The sequence below is a fragment of the Clostridium acidisoli DSM 12555 genome (assembly GCF_900176305.1).
GTDB classification, from domain to species: domain Bacteria; phylum Bacillota; class Clostridia; order Clostridiales; family Clostridiaceae; genus Clostridium_I; species Clostridium_I acidisoli.
The window spans coordinates 147,423-163,030 of record NZ_FWXH01000006.1 but is presented as its reverse complement, the minus strand read 5'-3'; the positions used below and the strand labels follow the sequence as shown (position 1 = coordinate 163,030).

Annotated in this window: 16 protein-coding genes; 1 reads left to right on the top strand and 15 read right to left on the bottom strand. The window is 31.0% G+C overall.

The features are described 5' to 3' along the window. Positions 1 to 33 precede the first annotated feature (33 nt). Positions 34 to 228 (top strand): YwbE family protein, encoded by a 195-nt coding sequence (locus B8978_RS10415; RefSeq protein ID WP_084115889.1) that lies wholly within the window; start codon positions 34 to 36, stop codon positions 226 to 228. A gap of 51 nt (positions 229 to 279) precedes the next feature. Here the strand turns inward: B8978_RS10415 and B8978_RS10410 are convergent, their stop codons facing one another. The 15 genes from B8978_RS10410 to alr all read right to left on the bottom strand — a co-directional run bounded on the left by B8978_RS10410 (position 280) and on the right by alr (position 15,481). Next, positions 280 to 1,536 carry a DEAD/DEAH box helicase gene (locus B8978_RS10410; protein ID WP_084115887.1) on the bottom strand — a complete coding sequence of 419 codons (1,257 nt, stop codon included), beginning with the start codon at positions 1,534 to 1,536 and terminating at the stop codon, positions 280 to 282. Between the two features lie 114 nt (positions 1,537 to 1,650). After that, positions 1,651 to 1,848, bottom strand: coding sequence for a cold-shock protein (locus tag B8978_RS10405; RefSeq protein ID WP_053467945.1), 198 nt, complete (start codon positions 1,846 to 1,848; stop codon positions 1,651 to 1,653). A gap of 198 nt (positions 1,849 to 2,046) precedes the next feature. Continuing rightward, positions 2,047 to 2,811, bottom strand: a complete 765-nt coding sequence (locus tag B8978_RS10400) for a MerR family transcriptional regulator (RefSeq protein ID WP_084115885.1) — start codon at positions 2,809 to 2,811, stop codon at positions 2,047 to 2,049. Positions 2,812 to 2,997: 186 nt separating this feature from the next. Continuing rightward, complete coding sequence (locus B8978_RS10395) at positions 2,998 to 3,963, bottom strand: PLL family lectin (protein WP_084115883.1); 966 nt, start codon at positions 3,961 to 3,963, stop codon at positions 2,998 to 3,000. Between the two features lie 97 nt (positions 3,964 to 4,060). Beyond that, positions 4,061 to 4,510, bottom strand: a complete 450-nt coding sequence (locus tag B8978_RS10390; protein WP_084115881.1) for a MarR family winged helix-turn-helix transcriptional regulator — start codon at positions 4,508 to 4,510, stop codon at positions 4,061 to 4,063. 19 nt (positions 4,511 to 4,529) lie between these two features. Further along, complete coding sequence (locus B8978_RS10385; RefSeq protein ID WP_084115879.1) at positions 4,530 to 5,156, bottom strand: class I SAM-dependent methyltransferase; 627 nt, start codon at positions 5,154 to 5,156, stop codon at positions 4,530 to 4,532. Positions 5,157 to 5,253: 97 nt separating this feature from the next. Continuing rightward, positions 5,254 to 6,132, bottom strand: a complete 879-nt coding sequence (aguB, locus tag B8978_RS10380; protein WP_084115877.1) for an N-carbamoylputrescine amidase — start codon at positions 6,130 to 6,132, stop codon at positions 5,254 to 5,256. A 20-nt stretch (positions 6,133 to 6,152) separates the two neighbouring features. After that, positions 6,153 to 7,190 (bottom strand): agmatine deiminase, encoded by a 1,038-nt coding sequence (aguA, locus tag B8978_RS10375; RefSeq protein WP_084115875.1) that lies wholly within the window; start codon positions 7,188 to 7,190, stop codon positions 6,153 to 6,155. A 180-nt stretch (positions 7,191 to 7,370) separates the two neighbouring features. After that, positions 7,371 to 8,000: a TetR family transcriptional regulator gene (locus B8978_RS10370; protein WP_084115873.1), complete on the bottom strand. Its 630-nt coding sequence runs from the start codon at positions 7,998 to 8,000 to the stop codon at positions 7,371 to 7,373. 120 nt (positions 8,001 to 8,120) lie between these two features. Next, positions 8,121 to 10,712 carry a RyR domain-containing protein gene (locus B8978_RS10365; protein ID WP_084115871.1) on the bottom strand — a complete coding sequence of 864 codons (2,592 nt, stop codon included), beginning with the start codon at positions 10,710 to 10,712 and terminating at the stop codon, positions 8,121 to 8,123. A 245-nt stretch (positions 10,713 to 10,957) separates the two neighbouring features. Then, positions 10,958 to 12,301 carry an acetyl-CoA carboxylase biotin carboxylase subunit gene (gene accC, locus B8978_RS10360; protein ID WP_084115869.1) on the bottom strand — a complete coding sequence of 448 codons (1,344 nt, stop codon included), beginning with the start codon at positions 12,299 to 12,301 and terminating at the stop codon, positions 10,958 to 10,960. A gap of 2 nt (positions 12,302 to 12,303) precedes the next feature. Continuing rightward, positions 12,304 to 12,732, bottom strand: a complete 429-nt coding sequence (locus B8978_RS10355; protein WP_084115867.1) for an acetyl-CoA carboxylase biotin carboxyl carrier protein — start codon at positions 12,730 to 12,732, stop codon at positions 12,304 to 12,306. A gap of 13 nt (positions 12,733 to 12,745) precedes the next feature. Further along, positions 12,746 to 13,747 carry a 5-oxoprolinase subunit C family protein gene (locus B8978_RS10350; RefSeq protein ID WP_084115865.1) on the bottom strand — a complete coding sequence of 334 codons (1,002 nt, stop codon included), beginning with the start codon at positions 13,745 to 13,747 and terminating at the stop codon, positions 12,746 to 12,748. Next, positions 13,747 to 14,451 carry a 5-oxoprolinase subunit PxpB gene (gene pxpB, locus B8978_RS10345; protein WP_084115863.1) on the bottom strand — a complete coding sequence of 235 codons (705 nt, stop codon included), beginning with the start codon at positions 14,449 to 14,451 and terminating at the stop codon, positions 13,747 to 13,749. The genes B8978_RS10350 and pxpB overlap by 1 nt, the downstream gene beginning before the upstream one ends. Further along, positions 14,438 to 15,481, bottom strand: coding sequence for an alanine racemase (gene alr / locus B8978_RS10340; RefSeq protein ID WP_084115861.1), 1,044 nt, complete (start codon positions 15,479 to 15,481; stop codon positions 14,438 to 14,440). The genes pxpB and alr overlap by 14 nt, the downstream gene beginning before the upstream one ends. Between the last annotated feature and the right edge of the window lie 127 nt (positions 15,482 to 15,608).

Sequence of the window (15,608 nt, the reverse complement as noted above, 5' to 3'; positions counted from 1 at the left end):
ATAACACAAAAATATAAAGGGGCGTAATAAATTATGACTGGTAAAACAAGAGCTGATATATATGCTGGAAGACTTGTAGATATAGTATTAAAAGAAGATCAACGTACAGGAAAACTTACCCGAGGAACTGTAAAAGATATACTTACAAAGTCTTCATATCACCCTAGAGGAATAAAAGTAAGATTAACCGATGGTCAGGTAGGAAGAGTTCAAGCTATAATAAAATAATAAAAGCATAGTATTCATTTGTAAAATTACTAGAAATGAATACTATGCTTTTTAGTTTCTTTTTTTATCTTTTCTAAAATAGCTGTTTCTGTGTGTATTTTTTTCATATGGTTTCTTTTTAAAATCCTTACTTTTCACTTCTTTAGAAGTTTCAATAACTACAGTTGAATTACTTATAGGATAAGGATTCTCTTCAATCACTGGTATGGCTTTTGATATTGTTTTTTCAATATCTCTCAAAGAACTCTTTTCTTCATTATCACAAAATGAGATTGCAACACCTTCTGCTCCAGCTCTTCCAGTACGTCCAATTCTATGAACATAAGTTTCAGGTACATCTGGCAAGTCGAAGTTTACTACAAGAGACAATTCTTCTACATCGATACCTCTTGCTGCTATATCAGTTGCTACTAATACTCTTATTTTCTTTTCCTTAAAGTTCTTTAAGGCAAGTTGTCTTGCACTCTGTGACTTGTTACCATGAATAGCTTGTGCTTCTATACCAAATCTAACAAGATCTCCAGTTATCTTATTTGCACCATGCTTTGTTCGAGAAAAAACAAGAACAGATTCAAAAGATTTATTCTCTAAAATATGCATAAGCAAGGCTTTTTTGTTTCTTTTTTCAACTAAATATACAGATTGATCAATAGTATCAATAGTTGATGAAACAGGTGCCACCTCAACCTTTATAGGATTGGTCAAAATTGAATCTATTAACTTTGAAATTTCCTTAGGCATAGTAGCCGAAAATAACATGGTTTGCCTTTTACTTGGAAGTTTTGCTATAATTCTTTTTACATCATGTCCAAGTCCCATATCAAGCATTCTATCTGCTTCATCTAAAACAAATATTTCTATATCTTGTAAGCTTATATATCTTTGTTGCATTAAGTCAAGTAACCTTCCAGGTGTGGCAATTAAAATATCTACTCCTGCCTTTAATGCCTCTGTCTGAGATTTTTGTGAAACTCCACCAAATATAACAGTACTCTTTAATCCAGTGTATCTACCATAAGAAGTGAAACTTTCTCCAATTTGAATAGCTAATTCTCTAGTTGGAGCTAATATTAATGCTTTGATTTTTCTTGGTCCCTTTTGGCCTGCTTGTTTATTGTAAAGAAGCTGCAAAGTAGGTATTGCAAAAGCTGCAGTTTTTCCTGTTCCAGTCTGTGCACATCCTTCTAAGTCATTTCCTTCTAGTATAGGTGGAATAGATTGTTCTTGTATAGGTGTAGGACTTGTATAGCCCTCAATTTTTAAGGCCTTTAAGATAGGCTCAATAATATTTAAATTTTCAAATAACATGTTTCTCCTTTATAAGTGACTGTTTATTTTTTATCTTAGCCATTATATATAATCTATTTATATACAACAAAAACCCCTCAAATATTAATATTCAAGGGGTAAAATATTCATTAATTAGATAATTGTAATATTTTCAGCTTGAGGTCCTTTAGGTCCTTTAACTACTTCATAAGAAACTTTTTGACCTTCTTCAAGTGATTTGTAACCCTCTGAATTTATTTGAGAAAAATGTGCGAAAACATCGTTTCCATCTTCTCCTGTAATAAATCCAAATCCTTTTTCTGCATTAAACCATTTTACTGTACCATTCATATAATGTGTACCTCCGAAATTTTATTTTCTTAAACTCATTGCAATAACTCACTAATAAAATCCCGATATTAACATACTATATTACTAGTACTAATTGAAATATATTTTGTAACATTATTTACTATTAAATTTAAGTTCTTACTAAGAATAACACAGTTTACTATATAAAGCAAGTTATTTTAATATATTAATTTATAATTACTTTTTCATCCCAGTATAAATCAATATAGCATCTCTTAAAAATTCTGCAGTTCCTGGTTGTTCTTTATCATAATATGCTCTAAATCTCTCATCGTAAACATACATTTTTGCAATTGATGCATACGCTTCTTTTGTGTAGTTATCCCAATAATAACTTATCCATTTACGGTGTAACTCTACCGTTTTCATAGCAAGTTCACCCGCTGGATCTCCAGTTATAAAAGCAGCTTTTAATGTACTCTTTATACTAAAATTAAGTTTTTCTAGTTCATCGTATTGCTTCTTAGTCATGTTTTTTATTTTTTCATTTGATTTGTCTATCTGCGAATCACCATATTTTTTTCTAATTTCTTCCCCATAATTCCTTTCATTGTTATCAACAATTTTTTGTTTAAGACCTTCAAACTTTTCTTCATCAGTCATTGTAATCCTCCCATCCGATTCTGATATTGTTTTATTAATATTCTCAATCAATATATCTATTTGTTTCCGTTTTTCAAGAAGTTTTTCTCGATGTTCTATCAGTGCAGTATTACTATTAAAGCATGGGTCCATTATAATCCTCTTTATGCTTTCTAAGCTCACCCCAAGTTCTCTATAAAATAGTATCTGCTGAAGTCTATTAACTTCTACCACAGTATAAATACGGTAACCTGAAGAATTGATTCTTGCCGGCTTAAGAATTCCAATTTCATCATAGTATCTCAGAGTTCTTGTGCTTACTCCTGCTATCTTTCCTAATTTTTGCACTGTATATTCCATTTCAAATACCTCCTGACAAAACAAATATACACCTTCACGTAACGGAAATGTCAACAAGTTTTTTACAAACTTCAATCTTTAAACACTTTTTACACTAGTAAAATTTGGACGTAAAAATACCCAGTTGAACTAATGATTTCTCCTGGGTAATGCTTTCAAAAACATTGAATTACTTATTTTATATACTTAATTTCTCCAAATATGCCAAAGAGCATTTCCTCTACCTCTTGCGAATACATCTGTTCTGTTTGGTCCCCAAGATACTGCTGCTGGATCCAATGTTATGTTTCCTCCTATACTTCTCCATAAACTCCAACGAGATCCGTTCCAAGAAGTAGTAATTAATTGATTGTTAAGACCTCTTGCAAATACTTCAAGTCTATTGGATGATCTAGAAGAAGCTGCAGGACCTGAACTTATTATTCCGCCCAGATTTTCCCACCTACTCCAACGAGATCCATTCCAAAACAAATGAAACAGGCGGTTACCTTCACTGCGAGCAAATACATCAATTCTATTATTTCTCCATGAAACAGCTGCTGGTGCTGAAGTTAATCTTCCACCAAGGCTTTCCCAGTTGCTCCATCTTGATCCATTCCACCATTTATGCCAAAGAGCATTATCCGTACCCCTTGCAAAAGTATCCAATCTATTTGGTGCCCATGAAGATACTGCTGGGGCTGATGTGATATTTCCACCTAAACTTTCCCATGCACTCCACCTTGATCCGTTCCAAAATATATGCCACATTGCATTATCTGTTCCTCTTGCAAATACATCAATTCTATTGTTTCCCCATGAAACAGCTGCTGGTGCTGAAGTTAATCTCCCACCAAGGCTTTCCCAATTGCTCCATCTTGATCCATTCCAAAATATATGATATAAAGCATTATTACTCCCAGCTGCAAAAGCATCTAACCTGTTCCGTGCCCATGAAGATACTGCCGGCCCGGAAGTTAGAACCCCACCAAGATTCTCCCATCTGCTCCATCTATCACGCGTAGGCGGAATAACTACATTTCCAATATTAAATTCTGATGAGTTATTAAATGTAAGATTAGCATCATAGTAAGTTATGCCTTCTCCATTTGAAAATGGACATATATTTCTTTTATCTGTGCAATAAGGACAATAAAAAATATTATTGTACATCAGATCCTCCTTATATTTTTGCTATGGATTAAAATCCTTATTGCTACATTGTATTACTAAGCCTATTAAGTTGTTACACCAAGCTGCTACTGTAAATTTATCTATTAGAAACATTACTAACAATTTTTCTTATAAGCTTTAAAAAATTTTCTCTTTCTTCATAGGTATCTAAAGAAATTATTATTTTACTATAAAGTTCCTCTTCAAATTTTATATGTTCACCTTGAGCTATTCTTCCCTTTTCAGTAAGTTCTAATTTGTAAGATCGTCTGTCTCTTTTACTTATAACTCTAATAATAATATTACGATTTTCTAATCTATCTATCATACTACTTAAGGTGCTTTTAGGAATATTTAATATCTCCAAAATATCCTTTATAATAACTTCTTCTTTTTCTGTAATAATTCTAATTATTGCTAGTTCATTAGTACTAAGTCCTTGTATATTTGGATATTTTGCTTCTATATCTTTATAGTTAGATTCAACTATCATACGATGCCATAATATATTTAATTCATCTACTTGTTGTTTGCATTTTTTATCCATCTTGTCACTCCAAAATCTATTATTGTTTTATTTTAGCGTTAATTGCAAAACTTTTATAATTAATCTTGATAAAATTAAAAGGTTCAAAACCACATTTTATAAGAAGTGACTGAATCTCTTTCCTAGAATATATTTTATAATCTCCATTATTAGAAATTTTACAATATAAATTTGTCATTTGTCTAAAAATTGCTGGTACACTTGGATCTCCAATAACTAATGTTCCGTTATTCTTTAATACTCTTTTCATTTCTAATAAAACTTTTTGTGGATTCGGATAATGATGAAATGATGCATTACATACAAGCACATCAAAGGAATTATCTTCAAAAGGCATATACTCTGAGTCCCCAACTTTTAATTCAGCTTTATTTCCAAGTTTTTCCTTGGATATTTTAATCATGTTCTCTGATAAATCTAACCCGTACAAGCCCCTATTTCCATTTGCAGCTAATCTCATCAATATATTTCCTGTGCCACATCCAACATCTAATATTTTTTCAGGTTTTTCACTTATTATTCTACGAATAATTTCATCATACATTGGTGCTACAAATATACCATCACCACTTTTATCATAAATTTCAGCCTGTTTGTTAAAATTCACTTTTGACTTTTCTTTAAAAATATTTTTACTTTTTCCCATATAAATCCCCTTCTACGAATAATAATCTTAAATTCGTATTGTTCTATATTCGTACTATAATTGTATATTACTACTATTTAAAGTAAAATTCAACCATTTAAGTGAATTTAGCACATCCATCGTATGTCAATATTGCACTATATTTATCTGGTCTTCGATCTCTAAACATCCCCCAAGAAGATCTCTTAGCCTCTATTTCATCTAAGTCAAATTCATAAACAAGAATGGTTTCTTCATTTCTATTCGCTTCCTTTACCTTTGCCCCAGTACAATCTGTTATAAAGGAAGATCCATAAAAGGTTATCTTTGAATCATCAATAATTTCTGTTCCAACTCTATTCGCTGCCACTACTGGAAGCATATTTGCTGCTGAATGACCTTGCATGCATCTCTGCCAATGATCACAGGAATCTATGCCATCATCTTGAGGTTCTGAACCAATAGCAGTTGGATAAAATATCATTTCAGCTCCCATTAGTGCTAAACAACGTGCTGTTTCAGGATACCACTGGTCCCAGCATATTCCTATTCCGATATTAGCATATTTGGTTTTCCATACCTTAAAACCTGTATCTCCTGGATTAAAGTAATATTTTTCTTCATAACCTGGACCATCAGGAATATGAGTTTTCCTATACACCCCAAGTAATTCACCATCAGCATCAATAACAGCTATAGAATTATATTTTGCTTTATTCTTTTTTTCAAAAAAACTTATAGGAAGTACTACATTAAGTTCAACCGCAATTTTTTTAAAATGATTTACAGCCTTATTGTTTTCTACTTCTACAGCATACTTAAAAAACTCTGGTTTTTCTTTTTGACAAAAATATTGAGTTTCAAAAAGCTCCTGTATAAGAATAATTTGTGCTCCTTTTGAAGCTGCTTCACGTACAAATTTTTCAGCTTTTTCAATATTTTCATCTATATTGTAACTGCAACTCATTTGTATTGCAGCTACTGTTACTCTTTTCATATATAAATTAGCTCCTCTCTTTAATAAAATTTTGCAGGGGTTCCACAAGGCATCTGTTGAGTTATGCAGTGTACATTGCCACCACCTTTAATAATTGGCATTCCATCTATTGGTATTATTTTCCTATAAACATAAATTTTTTGAAGCGTTTCTATTGCCTTTTTATCTGTATCTTTGGCATCTTGTCCAAATGTAGGCACAATAATTCCTCCATTAACAGGATAATAATTAAGATAACTTAAGGTTAATCTTTGCCCATTTAAGTATCTAACTGGCGGTTGTTCAATTTTTATTATCTCTAACTTTCTCCCCTTGGCATCTGTAGTGTTCTCTAAAATCTTTAAATTTTCTAAGGTTATATCATAGTTCGGATCCTTTTTATCATTACATACCTGTATTACAATTACACCTGGTTTTGCAAAACAAGCTACATTATCTACATGCCCATCAGTTTCATCTCCATAAAGCCCATGTTTAAGCCATATGAACTTATCTATGAAAAGATATTTTTTTAGTATATCTTCTATTTCAGCCTGAGATAAATTTGGATTTCTATTTTTGTTTAAAAGACATTGTTTTGTAGTTAAAAGAGTGCCTTGACCATCTACATGTATAGAACCACCTTCAAGTATAAGTGGGGCATTAAATTTAGGTACCTTAAAAAGTTCTAATACTTTTTTAGCTACTTCATTATCTTTATTATATGGTATATATTTTTCCCCCCAAGAATTAAATTGCCAGTTAATTCCTGCAATTTCATTATTATTATTCACAATGAAAGTCGGACCATTATCTCTCATCCATGAATCATCTTGTTCTATTGGAACTACTTTTATTTTTTCACCACACATTTCTTTTGCATTATTAATTAAATCAGGTCTCGTAATCATAACTACTTCTTCAAATTCTGCAATAGCTTTTGCAACTTGAGAATATCCTCTTCTTGCATCTTCAAACCCATCAGGCCATAGTTCTTCTCTTACAGGCCATTCCATGAAAGTCCTCGCCCTATTTTCCCATTCTGCTGGCATTCTAAATCCTAATTCTCTTGGTATCAATCCTTCCACCTCATTGTATTAAATTTAATTCAATATTTATTTTAGATAATTATCAATAAAGACAATATTTTATTGATAAAATGTCAATTGTATCTATATTATACTATTATTTATTCAATAATCAATACTTTTTTGACATTCATGTATGTATATTTTATACAAATAAAAAATGCTGTAAATCTAATTAATAATAGATTTACAGCATTTTTTTACTATTCCATCAATAAATAAATTAATTAAATCATCTAAATGTGCTTCCAATGAAAATTCATCAGGATTTATAAGCCAACTATCTTCAATGCCATTTAAATAGCTAAGCGCAGACATTGCAATAATTTCTTTACTTATATCAGTTCTTATTTCCCCTGCTTCAATACCTAAATTTATTAATCTAGAAAGTTCTTCTTTTATTTTTAAGTCTATTTCCTGTTCTACTTCCAATACCTCGTTTATATCTGTCTTAACTTCTGTTTTATATCTTAAAATTTCCATAAATTTCCTTGTATCTTCGTCATTAATTAGAATTTTAAAATATCCACACATATATTCTTTAATTGATTCTAAAGGTGTTTTATTTGATTCATCTTTATACTTTAAATTTATATAAAATTTATCTGTAAAATATTCTCTAAGCAATCCAACATATAAATCCTGTTTATTTTTAAAATTCCAATAGATTGCACCTCTAGAGACCCCAGCTTCTTTGTCAATATCTTCCAACGTAGTGGAAGAAAATCCTTTTTTATAAAACACCACTAGCGCAGAGCTAAAGATTAATTTTTTTGTTTTTATAGCTTTATCTTTGGTCATTTTTATTGTTATTACCACCCTTCTATTTATAACAAAATAATTATAATTTGATGTTTTATTCCTATATTTTTATTAAGTATAATATTTTCTAAAATTATTATATATAATAGCTCATGATACTCATACTAAAAGGTGAGTTTCACAATAACATAAATATTTTAATCGTTCTATCTTAAAATATGAATTTGCTAATATTTCAGGCCATGACTTAACATTTTCAATTATATTATTTTTACAATCACTAGGTAAACTGTCCCAAGTTACAAGTAAAGGATGCGTTTTTTTATTTTCATCTAATATATCACCGTATTCCCATCCGTTCTGCTTTTTTTCAAGTGACCATCGTTTATGTTCATATTCTGCCAAAATATCTAACTCTTTTTCTGTAAAGATGATACATTCTGGCTTTTCTCTTACTGAAATAAGCTCAAAATTAACTCTGTGCAGAGCATTAGGAATATTTCTTACTTGATCTCGGGTTGAATTTTTAATTTCTTCACTAAGCTCTTCCCATGACTTCATGAAATTTGAATTTGATTTATGCCACTGTTCATTAAGTATCATATGATTATAATGAATGGTCATTGCAATTCTATCAATTTTTTCACTAAAGAATTCATCATGCATTAAATGGCGTAAAAATTGTTCTTCATCCACATGTAACTTTAGCTGTTCTTTAGATGGCAACTGATATTGTTCCCACTTTTTCGCATTGCTTATCATACTCATCTCTATTATTGCTTCCATGGACCTAGATTCATGTTTATATCTGGGAACCTTTAGCAGTGCCCTTAATACGCCGTTATCTATTTGAGCCTCTCCTTTTTTATTTATAAGATGTGGTGTTTTACGTTCTAAAAGAGATCTCAAAAGCATGGCTCTACGTACTATAAATAATTGATCCCAATTCTCATCCGTTTGATTTGGTCCTAAGATATTTACATAACCTCTTAGACGACTGACAAAGTCTGGTCCTTTACTACTTTCAAATTGATTTAAAAATTGTTTATATTCTGTTTCATCATTAAAATTTTCTCCACAAAAATCTTTAAAAGTAGTACTTGTGCCTCCTGCAAATACAAAAATAGCTTTTCCAATAGGATGCACAGAGTCGCCGGATCTAAATACACCATCTTGCATAGGTGCTAAAAAATATTTTAGCCATCCAAGTTTTTTACCCTCAAAGTTTGAATCAAATTCATCAAAAAATACTAGTGGCAATTTCCCTTGCAGAGAAATATCCCTTACTTTATGAAATGCAACAACTAAGTCAGATAATTTCTCAAACTCTGATAAATTAAAATTTAATTTTTCAATTAAGTTTGGTGCGATACTAGAAGCAACTTCTGTTACGCCAAAAGATTTTCCAGACCCCGGAGTTCCAAATACTGAAATTGAAAGCGGCCTAACAGTATTTTTAGCAGAAATATACTCACACATAAGATTTTTAATGCTTCTATATGCCTCTATCTCTGCTCTATCAACAGTTTTTAAGTTTCCAAACTGTGCTATTGGTATGAATTTAAGTGCACTCTTTTCACCATATACAACAATGTTATATGCTATTTCAGCTAGGTTAATGGAGCTTTTATCCTTTATAATATACCAACATGACTGACAATTTGGATTGTTAGAATTTCTTATTGGTACATCCTGTATATTCTCTTTATAAATAAAATCTTTTTCACCCTCAACAAATATAGAAGGACATGGAAATACACCATCCTCAACATTTTCCCCAAACCCATGGACAAAATACTTTTGTGCGGCTACAATTCCTTCTCTTATACCTTCACCAATTGATTTACTCAATTCCTCACTAGTATGTGCTCCAAAAACAACCCCACGTGCTAGACCAGCTACAAAACAATCAGTAAGTCCATACATCTTTCCTTGAGTTTCTTTTATAAAATCTCCTTCAAATTCATCGGTAAGAAAGAATAATTGAGATTCAGCTTCCCCTTCATTTCTATAATAAATAGCTCCTTCAAGTCCAAAATGTACTACAACGTGATGACATTTACTAAGAAAATTAATATTATTGTTATTATTCATTTGCCAAATGAAATCAAGTGCTGTTCTTTCCCATGAAAGACTCTTACTTATGTTTACTCCTTTAGATCTCAAATTGTCACCATTAATAACAACTATTGTTGTTTCACTATTAAACTCTTCTAATTGAGACAAAAGATTGTTGGAATTAGTTGGATTATTCATTTTATATATTACAAATGGAGCTTTTTTATGTGATTTTAAAGCCAAAGGCCAGAATTCCTCACGTGAATTGAACCCATTGTCCTCATCATCTAATATAATCATATCAACATTTTCATCATCATTAGTTATAGGGAGTAGTAACGGCATGCCCTCTGCTGGACCTGTGAATCCAAGAAAGTTCTTTTCTCTGTAAACTTTATTATTTTCTTTTTCATCATCACTTATAGGAAACAACTCTAATTCTGATGTTGAACTAAGAAGCCCCTTAGGTAACAATTCTTCAGCATCTTTTATTTTTGGCGAAAGAATAGACGCTCCCGTTGCTATTGCTACAAGTTCTGATAAAAATAACGCTTCTCCAGCTTTATAAGTGCTATGCACATTTGGGTAGTGCTCCCAATTCAAAACATTATTACTTTTAGCATTTGTTCTCCATATTAATAAATTCAAGCATATATCACCAGATACAGCAATCTTAATATTTTTGTTATCCATTATTACATTACCTCCTCGTATAAAATAAACATTTAAATTGTAGGAGAAATTATTTATAAATTTGAAAACGTATCATTATTTCTCAGTAAGTTATATTTAGTAATTAACTATAAATTTTATTATTACATATTTATTATTTTTATTCAAGATTGTTTTTGAAAAATTTGCAATACTAAAAAGACTTAATGTTAAGTTCAATGAAAAAAACATACCAGATTTCTCTGATATGTTCATTTAATGTGAATTTACAAAATTTTATTTTTTTCTAAAAAGTTAGTATTAAATTTTCCGCTTTTAAATATTTCATTTTTCATCAATTGTTTATGAAAATCTATTGTTGTATCTACACCCTCAATAACAAATTCATCTAAAGCTCTTCTCATTCTTTCAATTGCTTCGCTTCTATCTCTTCCCCAAGCTATAACTTTTGATATCATTGAATCATAAAATGGAGGAATAGAATACCCACTATACACCGCACTATCTATTCTTATTCCAATTCCACCAGCTGCTATATACTTATTTATCTTCCCTGGGCAAGGTCTAAAATTTTCATATGGATTTTCAGAATTTATTCTGCATTCAATTGCACATCCATTTATTTTTATATCCTCTTGTGAAAAGGATAATTTTTCACCTTGGGCAACTAATATTTGCTCTTTTATTAAATCTATTCCTGTTGTCATTTCGGTAATTCCATGTTCAACTTGAACTCTTGTATTCATTTCCATGAAATAAAATTTATTATCCTCATCTAGAAGAAATTCAACTGTACCTAAACTATTATAATTTACAGCTTTACAAGCTCTTACTGCTGCATTTCCCATTATATGCCTTAAATCATTGTTTATTGCTGGTGATGGTGCTTCCTCAACAAGTTTTTGATGACGTCTCTGAATTGTACAATCCCTTTCCCCTAAATAAACTACATTTCCATAGTTGTCTCCAATTATTTGAACTTCTACATGCCTTGTATTTTCTAAATATTTTTCTAAATATACTGCAGCATTACCAAAATAATTTTCAGCTTCCTTTTCAGATTCTTCAATTGCAGAAATAATTTCTTCTTTATTTCTTGCAACCCTCATACCTTTACCACCGCCACCTGCCGACGCTTTAACTATAACAGGATATCCTATTTTTTTTGCTATTTCTATTGCTTCAGACTTGCTACTTATTTCGCCTTTTGTACCTCTTACAATTGGCACTTTTGCTTTTTCCATGGTTTCTTTTGCATTGGATTTATCCCCTAAACTATCTATAATTCTATAATCAGGACCTATGAAACATATATTAAATTCTTCACATGTTTTTGCAAAAACTGAACTTTCTGAAAGGAATCCATACCCTGGATGAATGGCATCTGCCTTTGAATGAATGGCTATATTTATTATACTATTTATATTAAGATACGTATCTTTTGCAGAAGTTTTTCCTATGCAATAGGCTTCATCCGCTAATTTTACATGAAGTGAATCTCTATCACTTTCTGAATAAATGGCAACTGCTAAAATCCCAAGTTCATGGCAGGCACGTATAATCCTAACTCCAATCTCACCTCTATTTGCTATAAGGATTTTCTTAAACATAATTATTTGTCACTTCCTTTAACTTCAAATAAAGGCTGTCCATATTCTACAAATTCTCCATCTTTAACTAAAATATTAACGATTTCACCACTAACTCCTGCTTCCACCTCATTAAATAACTTCATTACTTCAATTAATCCTATAACTGTATTTTCTTCAACTACGTCATGAAGTTTTACAAGTGGAGCTGCATTTTCTTCTTTTTTTAAATAAAATGTACCGGCTAAACTTGATTTGATATAATTTTTTTCTTCTATATGTATTTCTTTATTTATGGATTTTACTACGCTTTTGTCCTCTTCTAACACTTTTTTTATTGAGTTTTCTCTCTCTATAACTACTCTGCTGTTCTCCTGTTCAAATTCAAAACGTGAAAAGCTGTGTTTATTAGCAATTTCCATTATTTTATCTAAATCTTCTATATTAATCAATTATCCTGCCTCCTCATATACTTATTAATTTAACAGCTCTTTTTAAATCTTCTGTATATTTTTCTCTAGTCAAATATAGCTTCTCCGCTTCCTTAAGTGTTATTTTCTTAAATTTAACTTTATCAGAAGGCTTAAGTTGAACTAACTTTTGAAGATCACACGAAACCACATGTGCTATTTTAGGATATCCCCCAGATGTTCCTCTATCAGCTAAAAGAATTATTGGATTTCCATCTGGTGGAATTTGAATGGTTCCAAATGATACCTCTCCAGAAATCATTTCTATATTTTCCTTAAGCTTAATTTTGGGTCCGTTTAATCTGTAACCCATTCTATCTGATTTAGTGTCTACATTAAAGGTTAAATTAAAAAAATCGTCAATGCTTTTGTCGGTTACATTTTCAAATTGACTGTCTTCAAATACCCTTATATCTGTAGCCTCAGAGTTTTGCATAATATAATTTTTCATATACCATTTTGAAAAAACAAACCTTTCTTCTGTACTAGTCTGTCTTAATTTTTCTATTATCTTTAAGGAAAGTTCACCTTTATTTCCAAGTTCAAGCACATCATTTTTCTTGAGAACTCTTCCGTCCTTCCCTCCAAGCTTTGCCCTTAAATATGTGCTTTTACTACCCATAAAGATTGGAACATCAAAGCCACCAGCCACTGACAAATAAGTTCTACAGCCACTTATACATCTTCCAAACTTTAGGATGCAGTCTTCATTTAAATAAATAGGTCTTCCCATTGGAACTTTTTTGCCGTCAATTGTTGGTGAAAGATCTGCTCCTGTTATGGCAATTAGATTTCCCTTTGCTATACTTAATGATGGTCCAATTAAAGTTATTTCAAGAACGCCTTCATTTTCATCATTCCCTATAATGATATTTGAAAGTCTCATATCATAACTATCCATAGCTCCACTTACAATAACTCCGTATTTTTGATATCCATACCTTCCAATATCTTGAATTGTTGTCAAAAGACCTGGTGTTAATACAGTTATACTCATCATATCTTCTCCTTTAAATTAAGATACTCCTCATAAGAAATAGGATAAAATTTTGCTATATCACCACATTTTAAAAGAGTTTTTTCCTTGCTGTTTAAATCAAATAATTTTAAAGGAGTTCTTCCGATTATTTGCCATCCACCAGGAGTTTCTATTGGATAAACTCCTGTCTGAGTTCCTGCAATCCCAACAGAACCTTCTGGAATTGCAGTTCTTGGTGATTCCCGTCTTGGAGTATAGATTTTTTCTGAAAGTCCTCCTAGATAAGGAAAACCTGGTGCGAATCCAAGCATATATACCAAATATTCACCACTAGAATGAATTTTTATTACTTCCTCTACACTAAGATTGTTCACCCCTGCTACATGCTCTATATCTGGTCCAAATTCATTTCCATAATAAACCGGAATTTCAACTATATGTTCCTCATACTCACAGGAAAAATCAAGTTTTGATAATATTTCTTCTAACTTTAATTTCACTGCTTTAAAGGGTTCCTCACTTTTTATTTTTAAAGGATTGTAAATCACAGAAATGCTTGAAAAATACGGCACGTATTCTATAAGTCCACAAAAAGAGTTTTTATCAAGGTATTCACAAAACAATCTTATTTTTTTATTAATATCTTTGTCAATTTTATTTTCGAACTTAATTAAAGCTGAAGTTTCATTTGCCTGTAAGATGCTGACCTTATTTTCCACCATATTTATCACCAACTATTATTCTTTTTACTCTTTTACCTATATCACAAACAAATTCATAATTAAAACTTCCTGCTATATCAGCTAGTTCTTCAACGGTAATAACCTTATCACCATCATGTCCAACTAACGTAACTTCATCTTCAATCTTAACATCACAAATATTGGTTACGTCTACCATCATCTGATCCATACAAATTCTACCTATTATAGGCGCGTATTGTCCATGAATTAAAACCCTTCCTTTCGAAGAAAGACCTCTCATATAACCATCTGCATACCCTACTGAAACTGTTGCAACTTTAGTCTTTTCTTTTGCAATATAAGTCTTTCCATAACTTATACCTGCTCCTTTAGATACTTCTGAAATATTAATTACATGCGCTTTCCATTCTAAAGCTGGCTTCAATTTTATAGCATCTTTATTAACTTCATCTGATGGATATAATCCATATGTGATTATCCCACTTCGAACCATATCAAAATGATGATCATCAAACTCCATAATTCCCGCACTATTGCAAATATGTTTAAGTGGAATGCTAATCTCATTGGCTTCTAACATTTTTAAAAATTCATCGTATTTTTCTTTTTGACTTTTAGTGTAGCTTTTATCTGCTTCATCTGCACAAGAGAAGTGAGTAAACAGACCTTCAAGAATTAAGTTATCCATTTTTTTAATGTTTTTTATATTTGAAATGCTTTTTTTGTTTACTTTAAATCCAATTCTGTTCATACCTGTTTCTAAGGCAATATGAATTTTTGCTTTCTTTTTGCATTTTACAGCACAAATTGATAACTTTTCAGCCATTTCTGAGTTGTATATAGTTTGAGTAATATCATATTTAACTAAATCTATATATTGTTTTGGAGAAGTGTAACCTAAAATTAATATTGGTATGTCTATTTGATTTTCACGAAGTTCTATTGCTTCTTCTATAGTTGCAACACCAAAATAATTCACCTTATCTTTAAGAAAACTTCCAACTGCCACAGCACCATGTCCATAACCGTCAGCTTTAATTACTGCCATAACCTTTACATCACTTTTTATTTTTTTTTTACTTCCTCTATATTGTGCCCTATAGCTTCTAAATCTATTTTGGCATATGTTCTTAGATATTTTTCCATAAACTATATATCCTTCTTTCTATATTCCT

Coding starts and splice junctions, on each gene's coding strand:
- pxpB (WP_084115863.1), bottom strand. CDS start 14,451: ATGGTGGAAAATAAGGTCAGCATCTTACAGGCAAATGAAACTTCAGCT.
- accC (WP_084115869.1), bottom strand. CDS start 12,301: ATGTTTAAGAAAATCCTTATAGCAAATAGAGGTGAGATTGGAGTTAGG.
- B8978_RS10405 (WP_053467945.1), bottom strand. CDS start 1,848: ATGAATGGTACAGTAAAATGGTTTAATGCAGAAAAAGGATTTGGATTT.
- B8978_RS10415 (WP_084115889.1), top strand. CDS start 34: ATGACTGGTAAAACAAGAGCTGATATATATGCTGGAAGACTTGTAGAT.
- B8978_RS10400 (WP_084115885.1), bottom strand. CDS start 2,811: ATGGAATATACAGTGCAAAAATTAGGAAAGATAGCAGGAGTAAGCACA.
- B8978_RS10350 (WP_084115865.1), bottom strand. CDS start 13,747: ATGAGTATAACTGTATTAACACCAGGTCTTTTGACAACAATTCAAGAT.
- aguB (WP_084115877.1), bottom strand. CDS start 6,132: ATGAAAAGAGTAACAGTAGCTGCAATACAAATGAGTTGCAGTTACAAT.
- alr (WP_084115861.1), bottom strand. CDS start 15,481: ATGGCAGTAATTAAAGCTGACGGTTATGGACATGGTGCTGTGGCAGTT.
- B8978_RS10410 (WP_084115887.1), bottom strand. CDS start 1,536: ATGTTATTTGAAAATTTAAATATTATTGAGCCTATCTTAAAGGCCTTA.
- B8978_RS10395 (WP_084115883.1), bottom strand. CDS start 3,963: ATGTACAATAATATTTTTTATTGTCCTTATTGCACAGATAAAAGAAAT.
- B8978_RS10385 (WP_084115879.1), bottom strand. CDS start 5,156: ATGGGAAAAAGTAAAAATATTTTTAAAGAAAAGTCAAAAGTGAATTTT.
- B8978_RS10390 (WP_084115881.1), bottom strand. CDS start 4,510: ATGGATAAAAAATGCAAACAACAAGTAGATGAATTAAATATATTATGG.
- B8978_RS10365 (WP_084115871.1), bottom strand. CDS start 10,712: ATGGATAACAAAAATATTAAGATTGCTGTATCTGGTGATATATGCTTG.
- B8978_RS10370 (WP_084115873.1), bottom strand. CDS start 8,000: ATGACCAAAGATAAAGCTATAAAAACAAAAAAATTAATCTTTAGCTCT.